The organism is Bacillus sp. ISL-34 (genome assembly GCF_018613325.1).
Taxonomy (GTDB): domain Bacteria; phylum Bacillota; class Bacilli; order Bacillales; family DSM-1321; genus Peribacillus.
In genome coordinates, this window is record NZ_JAGGQJ010000004.1 from 237,831 (window position 1) to 250,886 (window position 13,056).

Here is a 13,056-nt window from a genome sequence, read left to right on the forward strand (position 1 = left end):
AGTTGGGAAATTTACCCTCTCCCTTTTTGACTAAAAGAATCAAAAATATGATAACAATATCTAAGGAGGTTCTTGGATTATGAATAAAAAGTCGATTAAAGATATTGAATTAAAGGGGAAACGCGTATTTTGCCGCGTTGATTTCAATGTGCCGATGCAGGACGGAAAGATTTCGGATGATACGAGAATCAAAGCTGCATTGCCGACGATTTCCTATCTGACAGAACAAGGCGCTAAAGTCATCTTAGCCAGCCACCTTGGCCGTCCTAAAGGACAAGTCGTTGAAGAATTGCGTTTAGCACCTGTTGCGGAAAGACTAAGCGAACTTAGTGGCAAGGATGTGCAAAAGGCAGAAGAAGCTTACGGTGAGACCGTTCAATCAATCATTGATAACATGCAAAATGGCGAGATCCTGTTGTTGGAAAACGTTCGTTTCTATCCAGGGGAAGAAAAGAACGATCAAGAATTGGCGAAGTCATTTGCTGCATTGGCTGATGTCTATGTTAACGATGCCTTCGGAGCTGCGCATCGTGCACATGCTTCAACTGAAGGAATAGCACACCATCTCCCAGCCGTTGCCGGATTGCTGATGGAAAAAGAGCTTTCTGTACTGGGAAAAGCACTATCCAACCCAGAACGTCCTTTTACAGCTATAATTGGCGGAGCAAAAGTAAAGGATAAGATAGGCGTTATCGAAAACCTTTTGGAAAAAGTCGATAACTTGATCATTGGCGGCGGACTGGGTTATACATTCATTAAAGCGCAAGGTCATGAAATCGGTAATTCTTTATTGGAAGAAGACAAAATTGAATTGGCGAAATCTTTCATCGAAAGTGCAAAAGAAAAAGGCGTAAAGCTTCATTTGCCTATCGATGCAGTCGTAACTGCTGAATTTTCACCTGATGCAGAGACAGAGAATGTCGATATCGATGCTATTCCAAATGATAAAATGGCCCTTGATATCGGTCCAAAAACAAGTGAATTATTTGCGGATGTAATCAAAAGTTCCAAACTTGTCATTTGGAATGGACCAATGGGTGTATTTGAATTCGATAAATTTGCGAATGGAACGAGAACGGTTGCTAGATCCTTGGCGGAAGCAAAAGATACGTACAGCATTGTAGGCGGAGGGGATTCAGCCGCTGCTGCAGAAAAGTTTGGCTTGGCAGAAAAGATGTCCCATATTTCAACTGGCGGCGGTGCATCTCTTGAGTTCATGGAAGGCAAAGAGTTGCCTGGCGTTTTGGCCTTGAACGATAAATAAGATTAAACCGTTACATATTTCAACTTTAGAAGGGATGAGAAACCAAATGCGTAAACCGATTATTGCAGGAAACTGGAAAATGAATAAAACACTATCTGAAGCGAAAGCCTTTTTAGAAGAAGTGAGCAATTTGATTCCGAAGCAAGATGTAATCGATACGGTTGTATGTGCTCCAGCTTTATTTTTGGATCAGCTTGTTCAAGCTGCAAAAGGAACCGATGTAAAAATCGGGGCGCAGAACATGCACTTTGAAGAAAGCGGTGCTTTCACAGGAGAAATCTCCCCAATCGCATTGGCTGATCTTGGTGTATCCTACGTCATACTTGGTCATTCTGAGCGTCGGGAAATGTTCAATGAAACGGATGAAGCCGTTAATAAAAAAGCTCATGCCGCTTTTGCCCATCAGTTGACCCCGATCGTTTGCTGCGGTGAAACACTTGAGCAAAGGGAAGCTGGCGAAACGAATGATTTTGTAGGCAGCCAGATTGAAAAAGGCCTGGCAGGACTATCTGACGATCAATTGAAACAAACCGTCATTGCTTATGAGCCGATTTGGGCGATTGGAACAGGAAAATCGTCATCTGCTCAAGATGCAAATGAAGTTTGTGCGCATATCCGCTCAGTTGTTGCCGATAAATTTTCAAATGAAGCAGCTGCAGCCATCCGCATTCAGTACGGTGGCAGTGTAAAACCTGAGAATATTAAAGAGTACATGGCACAACCTGATATAGACGGTGCGTTGGTTGGCGGTGCAAGCTTGAAAACCGATTCGTTTTTACAATTGCTGGAGGCTGGTCACTATGAGTAAGTCGCCTGTGGCACTTATCATCTTAGACGGTTTTGGCTGCCGTAACGAAGAGAAGGGAAATGCTGTTTTTCATGCGAAAAAACCGAATTTTGACCGTTATTGGGAGCAGTATCCGCATTCCCATTTAACTGCAAGCGGGGAAGCGGTCGGCTTGCCTGCCGGTCAAATGGGGAACTCGGAAGTGGGGCATTTGAATATCGGGGCAGGACGGATCGTTTATCAAAGTCTGACCCGTGTGAACCTGGCTATCCGTGAAGGCGAGTTTGCCCAAAACCCAACCTTGGTCGATGCCATGAGCCATACCAAGAAAAAAGGCACGGACCTTCATCTTTTCGGTCTTCTTTCAGATGGCGGCGTGCACAGTCATATTGAACATATGTACGCCCTGCTGAAATTGGCCGCTAAAGAAGGAGTTAAAAATGTATATGTACATGCATTTTTAGATGGTCGGGATGTCGGACCGAAAACAGCGCAGGGTTATATTAAGGAAGCGGAAGCGAAAATGAAGGAAATCGGTGTTGGTCAGTTTGCGACCATATCCGGAAGATATTATTCGATGGACCGTGATAAGCGCTGGGAACGTGTGGAAAAATCCTACCGTTCGATGGTGTATGGTGATGGCCCTGCTTACTCTTCTGCGATGGAATGTGTCGAGGATTCCTACGAACATGGTATTTTTGACGAGTTCGTGATACCTTCAGTCATAACGGCGGAAGACGATAAACCGGTGGCAACGATTAAAAATGATGATGCCGTAATCTTTTATAACTTCCGGCCAGACCGGGCAATTCAGATTTCCAATACGTTCACGAATGAGGATTTTCGCTCATTTGACCGCGGTCCTGGACATCCGAAGCATCTCCATTTTGTCTGCTTGACACATTTTTCAGAAACAGTTGACGGATATGTTGCATTTAATCCGACAAATCTTGATAATACATTAGGGGAAGTACTTTCCCAAAACCAGCTTACCCAGCTTCGTATCGCTGAAACTGAAAAATATCCGCATGTGACGTTTTTCATGAGCGGCGGACGTGAAGAGAAGTTTCCTGGTGAAGAGAGGATTTTAATTAATTCTCCGAAAGTCGCTACATATGATTTACAACCGGAAATGAGTGCTTATGAAGTGACGGATGCATTGGTGGAACAAATTGAGGCTGATCGCTTTGATGCCATTCTCTTGAATTTTGCCAACCCGGATATGGTTGGTCATTCAGGGATGCTTGAGCCTACCATTAAAGCGATTGAAACAGTGGATGAATGCCTAGGCAGGATTGTCGATTTAATCGTCTCAAAAGGCGGTACAGCAATCATTACCGCTGACCATGGGAATGCTGATGAAGTCGTAACACTTGAAGGCAACCCCATGACAGCCCATACTACGAATCCCGTGCCTGTCATTATCACTAAAAATCAGGTAACATTAAGAACAGGTGGTATCCTAGGTGATTTAGCTCCAACGATGCTTGATTTGCTTGGAGTCGAAAAACCTGTTGAAATGACAGGGAAATCCCTATTATCTAAATAAAATTGTGAATAGGAAAAGGAGAGATTTATAATGCCGTACATCGAACATGTATATGCACGCGAAGTGCTAGATTCCCGTGGTAATCCAACAATAGAAGTAGAAATCCAAACAGAGTCCGGATACTTCGGACGTGCAATCGTACCATCAGGTGCTTCAACAGGAGAACACGAAGCGGTTGAGCTTCGTGACGGAGATAAATCTCGTTACCTGGGTAAAGGGGTACAAAAAGCAGTCGATAATGTAAATGATATCATTGCTGATGCTGTCATAGGTTTGGATGTAACGAACCAAGCAGGCCTTGACCTTACTATGATTGAATTGGATGGCACTGAAAACAAAGGGAACCTGGGCGCTAATGCAATCCTTGGTGTATCAATGGCTGCTGCCCATGCCGCTGCGGAATTTTCAGGTCTACCATTGTATCGTTACCTTGGAGGGTTCAATGCGAAACAACTTCCAACACCAATGATGAACATCATTAACGGCGGATCACATGCCGATAACAATGTTGACTTCCAGGAATTCATGATCCTTCCTGTAGGCGCTCCTAGCTTCAAAGAAGCAGTTCGTATGGGTGCAGAAGTATTCCATGCGTTGAAATCTGTGCTTTCTGCCAAAGGCTTGAATACGGCAGTCGGCGATGAAGGCGGCTTTGCGCCAAACCTTGGTTCAAACCGTGAAGCGCTGCAAGTCATCATCGAGGCAATTGAAAAAGCAGGCTACAAAGCAGGCGAAGATATCTACCTTGGCATGGACGTAGCATCATCTGAATTCTATAACAAAGAAACAGGCAAATATGATCTTGCAGGCGAAGGCCGCAATGGCGTGACATCCGAAGAAATGGTTGCTTTCTATGAAGAGCTAGTGAATGAATTCCCTATTCTCTCCATCGAAGACGGCCTGGATGAAAATGACTGGGATGGCCACAAGCTTTTAACTGAACGCATCGGTTCTAAAGTTCAGCTTGTTGGTGACGATCTTTTCGTAACAAATACGAAAAAATTGGCTGAAGGCATCGAAAAAGGCATCGGTAACTCCATCCTGATCAAAGTGAACCAAATTGGTACACTGACTGAAACGTTTGATGCAATTGAAATGGCTAAACGCGCTGGCTACACTGCAGTCGTTTCCCACCGTTCCGGTGAAACGGAAGATGCAACGATCGCCGATATCGCCGTTGCAACAAACGCAGGACAAATCAAAACAGGTTCCATGTCCCGTACGGACCGTATCGCTAAATACAACCAACTTCTTCGCATCGAAGACCAGCTTGGTGACTTGGCTGTATATGGCGGCTTGAAATCTTTCTATAACTTGAAGAAGTAATCTTTGCTTCTGACTAGAAGATGGATTACAGTAACTTCTCCTCCTATTTAATGTGGCCATCCATATTGAATAGGAGGTTTTTTATGCCTATAAACTAGTCACTGATTCTAGCTTATTAGCAGATGAATGGATTTAATCAAACGTTTGATTAATAAAAAAAAGGTGCCGCATCCGGGCACCTTTTTTTTAATTATTCGATACAGCTTCCACTGGTACCGCATTATAGTATTCTTCCAATGTGATCTTCGCTTCAAAGATTTCAGTTGCGGTATCGACACCAACATAGCGGATATGCCAAGGTTCGTATTTATAACCTGTGATGTTTTCCTTGCCTTCAGGGTAGCGGATGATAAATCCGTATTCATGTGCATGTTCAGCAAGCCAGGCCGCTTCATTCGTATCACCGAAACAGTCTTGGGCAGCGCATGCACCATCGTGGGTCGTGACATCAATCGCTAGGCCCGTTTCATGCTCGCTTGTCCCAGGCATTGCACTGTAGGTTTTCGCTTTTTCTTCCCCGTCCTTAGCCACATAGTTATTAAAGACCGTGATTTGTGTTTGGTGTGAGCGGTAAGCGGAAACGCCGGCAAAGTGCATATTATCTTTTTCGGCAGCTTGGAACATTAATTCAAGAGCCTTTCCCGCTTCTTCCCGCATCATTCTTTTTTCGATTTTATCTTCAAAGATGAAATCCACTTTTGGGTAGATAAGGTCATCAGGTTTGTAATCTTCAGGCAGGCTGTATTGCTTATTTACAAGTACAGGTATGCTTTCCGGGTGGGCTAACGTCTGAAGGCCAGCCTGAGCGGGTTTAGACGTTTCATCAACCTCCACCTGGCGTTGGGCCGGTTCTTTTGAATCATCATTCTTGTCTGTTTCTGTCTCCGTTTCCTGGGAGCTCGGTTGTTCTTCTTTTTGCTCTTTTTCATGCTCGCTTGTCAGGTCGGATGAACAGCCAGCCATCAGAATGAAAGATGATAGAGCAGTTGCTGCAATTATAGGTTTTAACATATGAAAGGCCCCTTGCTTTTAATATAAGATTTCCAATAAAGGTAGTTTTGTGAAACTATCGTGATAAGTAATCCCTTGTTAATTCACTTTGATATTTATCAAGAAATAAGCCAATCCAGACGACCATCAATAAAAATGGATAATCATTACGGACTGCTATTTCCACGACGGGATCAGACCAAAAGCTCGAAAGGAAACCAGATGACATCCTGATTGTCTCGAATGTGATAAGGGCGTGAAGCGATAACCAAAGAATCGTAAGAGTATTGGTCCCAAACCCAATGACCGCTGCTATGACGCTCAGCAAGGCGGCTGCTGCCCCGATCAGGAGGACATTGAAGCTTGATTGAAAAAAATCGGTACCGCTATTGGAAAGTCCATTATAAATAATAGCAGTAAAATAAATGGTTGTCGTTATATATGCAGCAAATAATAAGTATCGATTTCCGTGATACTTTGCCAGCAGCAATAAAAGCGGTGATAGGATGATTAATAGGACACTGATAAAATTGCTTCCGCCTGTCCATAAAGAATAGCCGGCAACCGCCGAGAATAGGATGGTCAGGAGATCAAGAATCCGGAGTATGGACTTAAACATGTTGACACCTCTTTCTCTATTTATGCAAATTATCTCAAACTTTGATTCAAAAAGAAATAAATGACTATGGGTTTTTAGGAATTCTTACCATCATAGTATAACAAAGATTGTGGATATTTATTGGGTGTGGTAAAGTTAAAGTAATTGTTTATTGGTTCTTCAGGAGGTGTAATTGCATGCATGCATTTCTCATAACGCTTTTAGTGATTGTCAGTATCGCCCTCATTGTGACGGTATTGCTTCAATCAGGTAAGAGTGCAGGTTTATCAGGTGCGATTGCCGGCGGTGCCGAGCAGCTATTCGGAAAGCAAAAGGCACGAGGTTTGGACCTGGTTTTACATCGTGCAACAATAGTATTGGCGATTTTATTCTTTGCTTTAACTTTACTTGTTGCATACTTTGATGTGTAATGGATCAAAAATGAGTCTAGCTAAATAGCTAGGCTTTTTTCTTTGCACAATAGTTGCATGAATAGATATAGTGATTTTAGTACTTAATTATAGGATAGGGATTTTTAAAAATTCTATTTACTGATAAAGGAGCTTAAAGTCATGAAAATAAAGCTGCAGCAGCCCTTTACTTTTGAAGGCGGAAAAAGAGCTGTCTTACTTTTACATGGATTTATGGGGAATTCCGCGGATGTACGGATGCTTGGCCGTTACTTGGAGAAACAGGGATACACCTGCCATGCCCCGCACTATAAAGGACATGGCGTACCGCCAGAGGAGCTGGTGAAAACGGGTCCTGAAGATTGGTGGAAAGATGTCATGATGGCCTACGATTTCCTGAAAAGCAAAGGCCATGAAGAAATTGCTGTTGCCGGACTATCATTAGGAGGCGTATTTTCTCTTAAATTAGGTTACACTGTACCTATAAAGGGTATCGTATCAATGTGTGCGCCTATGTATATCAAAAGTGAAGAGATGATGTTTAAAGGAGTATTGGAGTACGCCAGAGAATTTAAGAAGTATGAAGGAAAAACTCAAGAGCAAATAGAGCTTGAAATGGACCTCCTTGCCGATAAACCGATGAATACATTGAAAGCCCTTCAGGGATTGATAACGGATGTGCGGGAGCACGTCGACCTTATTTACGCGCCGACATTTGTCGTGCAGGGCCGGCATGATGATGTTATCAATCCAAAAAGTGCCGATATTATTATTGATTCCATTGAATCACCGGTCAAACAAATCAAGTGGTATGAAGAATCCGGTCATGTCATAACTCTTGATAAAGAAAAAGACCAGCTGCATGAAGATGTTTTGGAATTTTTAGAAAGCCTGGATTGGTCCGAATAACAAAAATATACCCTGAATAGGAGGGTTTTCATGGAAGATAACATTCAAGAACATATTAATAAGCTTCTGACATACATGACGGATGAAGCGTATAAGCCGTTGACGGTACAAGAACTGGAAGAGGCTTTGAAAATCGAAGACTCGGCAGATTTCAAGAATTTCGTCAAGGCTTTAGTAAAGATGGAAGAAAAGGGATTGGTGGTCAGAACGAGGAGCAATCGTTACGGCCTGCCGCAAAAAATGAATTTGTTCCGCGGTAAATTAACGGGACATGCAAAGGGATTCGCCTTTGTCACACCTGAAGATAACCCAGGAATGGATGATATTTTCATTCCGCCAAATGAAACGGGTACAGCGATGCATGGAGATGTCGTCATGGTACGGGTATCTTCGGAAACATCGGGCTCAAGGCAAGAAGGCACGGTCATCAGAATTCTTGAACGCGGAATTACACAAGTGGTCGGTACATACTCCGAAAGTAAAAGTTTTGGTTTCGTCATCCCTGATGATAAAAAGATCGCAAACGATATCTTCATTCCGCAGCATGCTTCACATGGAGCAGTAGAGGGCCATAAGGTTGTCGTCAAGCTTACTTCTTATCCTGAAGGACGCATAAGTGCTGAAGGCGAAGTCATTGAAATTCTTGGGCATAAGAATGATCCTGGTGTAGATATTCTTTCCGTGATCCATAAATATGGTTTGCCGATGGAGTTCCCGGATGACGTCATGGAGCAAGCCAATGCCGTTTCGGATACCATTCAAGAAAGTGAAATCGGCAGCCGCAGGGATTTGCGCAATGATGTTTTGGTCACGATTGATGGGGCGGATGCAAAGGACCTGGATGATGCCGTCACCGTTTCCAAACTTGAAAATGGCAATTACAAGCTGGGTGTTCATATTGCTGATGTCAGCCATTATGTGAAGGAAGGATCACCAATCGATAAGGAAGCCTTGGAAAGAGGGACGAGCGTGTATTTGGTGGACAGGGTCATCCCGATGATCCCGCATCGTTTATCGAATGGCATTTGTTCCTTGAACCCACAAGTCGATCGTTTTACACTCTCTTGTGAAATGGAAATCACGCCAGATGGCAAAGTCGTCAACCATGAGATTTTTGAAAGTGTCATTAAGACGACGGAACGTATGACATATGGTAATGTGAACAAAATCCTTGTGGATAAAGATGAAGAACAGCTCGAACGCTATGAAGCGTTGGTGCCGATGTTCCAGGACATGGAGAAATTAGCTGCCATCCTTCGCAAGAACCGGATGAACCGCGGAGCGATCGACTTTGATTTCAATGAAGCAAGAGTCATCGTTGATGAAGAGGGCCATCCGACTGATGTGGTTTTACGTGAAAGGTCGGTTGCGGAAAAGCTGATTGAAGAGTTCATGCTTGCAGCAAATGAAACCGTTGCAGAGCACTTCCACCGTCTTGACGTTCCGTTCATATACCGTATTCATGAAGATCCCAAGCCGGAAAAACTGCAGCGTTTCTTCGAATTCATTACGAATTTCGGATATATTGTGCGAGGATCGGCCAATGACGTTCATCCTAAGGCGTTACAGGAAATCATTGAGGCAGTTGCCGGTAAACCGGAAGAAACGGTCATTTCAACCGTCATGCTTCGTTCCATGCAACAGGCGAAGTATGATCCGGAGAGTTTAGGCCACTTTGGTTTATCTGCTGAGTTTTATACACATTTCACATCGCCGATTCGCCGTTACCCGGATTTGATCGTGCACAGGCTGATCAGGACCTACTTGGTGGAAGGTAAACTGGATGAAGCTACGAAGGAGAAATGGAATGCCATTTTACCTGAGATTGCCGATCATACATCGAAACGTGAACGTCGTTCAGTCGATGCTGAACGGGAAACGGATGATCTGAAGAAAGCGGAATATATGCTGGATAAAATTGGCGAAGAATATACCGGGATCATTGGTTCGGTCACGAATTTCGGGATGTTCGTCGAGCTGCCGAACACCATAGAAGGACTTGTCCATGTCAGCTTCATGACGGATGATTATTACCGCTTCGATGAGCGTCAGCTTGCAATGATCGGGGAACGTACCGGCAATGTGTTCCGGATTGGCGATGAAATCGACGTACGTGTTTCCAACGTCAATAAAGAGGAGCGCGCCATCGATTTTGAAATTATTGGCATGAAGGTAAGCCGCCCGCGTCCATCTGGCGAGAAGAAAATATTCAAAGCCAATTCAGGTGAACGTAAACGCGGCCGTGGCGGCAACGGGGGACGTAATGAAGGAAAAGGCGGAGGCCGTCAAGGAGATTCGCCTTCTTCTGGAAAAAAATCGAAAAAGAAGAAAAAATTCTTTGAAAATGCGCCAGCTGCCAAGCGCAAGAGAAAACCAAAAAAGAGATAAAGATTGAGGCGGGAGGATGATCAGTTCATCCTCTTGCCGCGATTGGATGTAAAAAGGGGAGAGTTAGATGCCAAAAGGCTCAGGTAAACAACTTGCACAAAATAAAAAGGCTTATCATGATTTCTTTATTGAACAAACTTTTGAAGCGGGAATCGTTTTAAAAGGGACCGAAATCAAAGCAATCCGTGCCGCTCGAGTGAATTTGAAGGATGCCTTTGCTAAAATAGAAAATGGTGAAATTTATCTTCATAATATGCATGTCAGCCCGTATGAGCAGGGAAACCAGTTTAACCATGACCCGTTGCGGACACGGAAGCTTCTTTTGCATAAGAAAGAAATCAGTAAACTGATCGGTGAAACAAAGGAAACAGGTTACACCATCGTCCCATTGAAAATGTATTTAAAGAATGGCTTTGCCAAAGTTTTAATCGGACTTGGAAAAGGGAAGAAACAATATGACAAGCGCGAAGACCTGAAGAAGAAGGAAGCGAAACGTGATATCGAACGGGCTTTCCGTGATCGGCAGAAGATGTAGAACTGCCAAGACCTTACAATTGATTTTTTGAACCAATCTGTTATAATTAATCCTGTACCGATGACAATTGAATATCAGCCAACATGCTGACTATTCTTCTCTCGTACGCTCCATTTCTATCATGGGGACGTTACGGATTCGACAGGGATAGTTCGAGCTTAAGTTGCGAGTCGAGGGGATCGGCCTCGTTAAAACGTCAACGCCTATAACTGGCAAACAAAACAACAACCTAGCTTTCGCTGCTTAATAACAGTCGATAGCTGTTCCTCCCTCCATGGCCCACGTGGTAGGGTAAGGGACTCACTCTAAGTGGGATACGCCGGAATCCACCGTCTGAGGATGAAGGAAGAGACCAATCAGACTAGCTGCTCTGCCGCCTGTCGATAGGCTAATGAGTTCGCGAAATGCGAATATATCGACTACACTCGTAGAAGCTTAAGTGCCGTTATGTCTGGACGTGGGTTCGACTCCCACCGTCTCCACCAATACATATATTGGTGGTTTTTTATTTGTTTTTTAGTTATATTTTGTCGAAAAATCGATAAATCGTATAATTCGCAGATAAATCAGGAGTTTTCGTTGATATATCTCCATTTTCGAAGATATATTCCCGATTTCGCAGATAAATTGTACAATCGCTATCAATTAAAGGAATATTCCCTATTGCTGTAGAATCCTTTGGGAGAAACCAAGATTGGAGCGATAAAGTTGATTGTAAAAAAGCGAAAAGTTCCTCTTGCCATCCGCAAATTACGTGCATTAGCGTGCAGACTTCCTCCGAATCACCCTAAAGTTCCCTTAATCATGAACGATCTCAAAAAAAGGGAAGCGGGCTATAAAGGGGAATGTTCGATTGATTTTCCATTAAGCTTTCTTGAACCGAAAAGCTATTTCATCTTCCACGATTTAAGGCTGCAGGATCAATCCCGATTTTTTCAGCTGGATACCTTATTAGTCACCAAGAAATATGCGCTTATCATTGAAGTGAAGAACATGGCAGGGTCGCTTTATTTTGATCCTCATTTCTATCAGCTCATTCGAACGATAGAAGGAAAAGAAAGAGCATTTCCAGATCCAATCATACAAGTCAGCCGCCAGGAATCACAGTTGACCAATTGGTTCTTTAAAAACGGTTTTCCCTCACTGCCCATCCTTTCATTGATTGTCATCAGTAATCCCCAAACAATCATCCGTACAGCTCCTGAAAACCATGAACTCCACTATAAAGTTATCCATCGCGATACACTTCCTGCTAAAATTAAGCAAATGGAGCATTCCATAACAGAATCCAGTTTTAGTGAAAAACATTTGAAGAAAGCAGTCCGTGTAATCAATAAACAACATATCGATGCGGACTTTTCCATCTTGGAACGATACAATCTTACCGATAAGGACCTAATAAAAGGAGTGATATGTGAGAATTGCAAGGGGAATCAGTTATTTAGAAGGCATGGCACATGGCTTTGCAATCAATGCCAACAATCCAGTAAAACAGCACATATCCATGCTTTACGAGATTATTTTTATCTAATTGGCTCGACTATAACGAATCGGCAGTTGAGGGATTTTTTAAGCATTTCCTCTTCATCCAGTGCAACACGGATTTTGCAATCATTGAATCTGACAAGCACCGGTGCGAATAAGGGAAGGGTGTACAGCCTGAATTTTGATGAGTGATATCTGGGTGATCAGGCCCTCATCAGACTAATTGTTTTAAACTATTCTTTAATTTTGCATTATTAAATTTCGTAATACATGATAAAAAAAGACTCAAAAGAAGCATGAACTTCTCTTAAGTCTTTGTCCCGATTCTACTCTTTCAATTCCTTGCCCATTCCCTTTAGGAAGTGAACGCCAAAGCCGATCGCCCGGTTTATGTCTGGATCATTCAATGTTTTCATTAAATCCAAAACTCCGATCTTCTTATCGGCCTGAAGGAATTTGTTTCCTTCATCGATTCCAGCAAGTGCACTGTTAAGCAGTTTCGTGGATTGTGCGGCATCGGCGTTCATCAAGGCTCCTGTTGCCCCCATAAGGGTATTGATCAGGTTTGTGACGGGTTGCCTTGTGATTTGTTGAAGAGCGATTTTGGCAATTTGTTCTTTTCCTTGAAGCATGGAGGTCGCGGCTTCGAATACTCCCGAGTCATTCAGTTCATTGACGATTTTAAACATATTGTTCAATGCATCTTCATTATCGGTGATCAACGTTTTCAGTTCTTCCAGTTTTTGCAGCTTTATTTCTTCCTCAGTAATGGGATTATGGATTTCCGTAATAGGAGCTGCCATGATCTTCACCCT

12 protein-coding genes and 1 other RNA gene are annotated in these 13,056 nt (G+C 43.2%); 10 read left to right on the forward strand and 3 right to left on the reverse strand.

Annotation, left to right across the window (positions count from 1 at the left end):
* Positions 1–79: 79 nt before the first annotated feature.
* Genes J7E52_RS04940 through eno form a run of 4 tightly spaced genes read left to right on the forward strand, consistent with a single transcriptional unit; the run spans position 80 to position 4,926 of the window.
* Positions 80–1,264, forward strand: a complete 1,185-nt coding sequence (locus tag J7E52_RS04940; RefSeq protein WP_214743938.1) for a phosphoglycerate kinase — start codon at positions 80–82, stop codon at positions 1,262–1,264.
* A 46-nt stretch (positions 1,265–1,310) separates the two neighbouring features.
* Positions 1,311–2,072 (forward strand): triose-phosphate isomerase, encoded by a 762-nt coding sequence (gene tpiA / locus J7E52_RS04945; RefSeq protein ID WP_214743939.1) that lies wholly within the window; start codon positions 1,311–1,313, stop codon positions 2,070–2,072.
* Positions 2,065–3,600 (forward strand): 2,3-bisphosphoglycerate-independent phosphoglycerate mutase, encoded by a 1,536-nt coding sequence (gene gpmI / locus J7E52_RS04950; protein ID WP_214743940.1) that lies wholly within the window; start codon positions 2,065–2,067, stop codon positions 3,598–3,600. Before tpiA ends, gpmI begins: the two co-directional genes overlap by 8 nt.
* Positions 3,601–3,630: 30 nt before the next feature.
* Positions 3,631–4,926, forward strand: coding sequence for a phosphopyruvate hydratase (gene eno, locus J7E52_RS04955; RefSeq protein WP_144478107.1), 1,296 nt, complete (start codon positions 3,631–3,633; stop codon positions 4,924–4,926).
* 186 nt (positions 4,927–5,112) lie between these two features.
* Here eno and J7E52_RS04960 read toward each other — a convergent pair whose 3' ends face one another.
* Together J7E52_RS04960 and J7E52_RS04965 are read right to left on the reverse strand one after the other, a co-directional pair.
* Entirely contained in the window at positions 5,113–5,937 is an 825-nt protein-coding gene (locus J7E52_RS04960) for a M15 family metallopeptidase (protein ID WP_214743941.1), read from the reverse strand.
* Positions 5,938–5,992: 55 nt separating this feature from the next.
* Positions 5,993–6,535 carry a hypothetical protein gene (locus J7E52_RS04965; protein WP_214743942.1) on the reverse strand — a complete coding sequence of 181 codons (543 nt, stop codon included), beginning with the start codon at positions 6,533–6,535 and terminating at the stop codon, positions 5,993–5,995.
* Between the two features lie 176 nt (positions 6,536–6,711).
* Between J7E52_RS04965 and secG the strand changes: the two genes are divergently transcribed.
* The 6 genes from secG to J7E52_RS04995 all read left to right on the forward strand — a co-directional run bounded on the left by secG (position 6,712) and on the right by J7E52_RS04995 (position 12,433).
* A complete protein-coding gene (secG, locus tag J7E52_RS04970) occupies positions 6,712–6,945 on the forward strand; it encodes a preprotein translocase subunit SecG (protein ID WP_034309999.1) in 234 nt (77 codons plus the stop codon).
* A 141-nt stretch (positions 6,946–7,086) separates the two neighbouring features.
* Positions 7,087–7,833, forward strand: a complete 747-nt coding sequence (locus J7E52_RS04975) for an alpha/beta hydrolase (protein WP_214743943.1) — start codon at positions 7,087–7,089, stop codon at positions 7,831–7,833.
* A 30-nt stretch (positions 7,834–7,863) separates the two neighbouring features.
* A complete protein-coding gene (gene rnr, locus J7E52_RS04980) occupies positions 7,864–10,221 on the forward strand; it encodes a ribonuclease R (protein WP_214743944.1) in 2,358 nt (785 codons plus the stop codon).
* Between the two features lie 67 nt (positions 10,222–10,288).
* Complete coding sequence (smpB, locus tag J7E52_RS04985; RefSeq protein WP_214743945.1) at positions 10,289–10,756, forward strand: SsrA-binding protein SmpB; 468 nt, start codon at positions 10,289–10,291, stop codon at positions 10,754–10,756.
* 123 nt (positions 10,757–10,879) lie between these two features.
* Positions 10,880–11,241, forward strand: a transfer-messenger RNA (tmRNA) gene (ssrA, locus tag J7E52_RS04990).
* A 223-nt stretch (positions 11,242–11,464) separates the two neighbouring features.
* A complete protein-coding gene (locus J7E52_RS04995; RefSeq protein WP_214743946.1) occupies positions 11,465–12,433 on the forward strand; it encodes a nuclease-related domain-containing protein in 969 nt (322 codons plus the stop codon).
* A 134-nt stretch (positions 12,434–12,567) separates the two neighbouring features.
* On the opposite strand, the gene J7E52_RS05000 is transcribed toward J7E52_RS04995, so the two are convergent.
* Positions 12,568–13,044 (reverse strand): helical membrane plugin domain-containing protein, encoded by a 477-nt coding sequence (locus J7E52_RS05000; RefSeq protein ID WP_063595796.1) that lies wholly within the window; start codon positions 13,042–13,044, stop codon positions 12,568–12,570.
* Between the last annotated feature and the right edge of the window lie 12 nt (positions 13,045–13,056).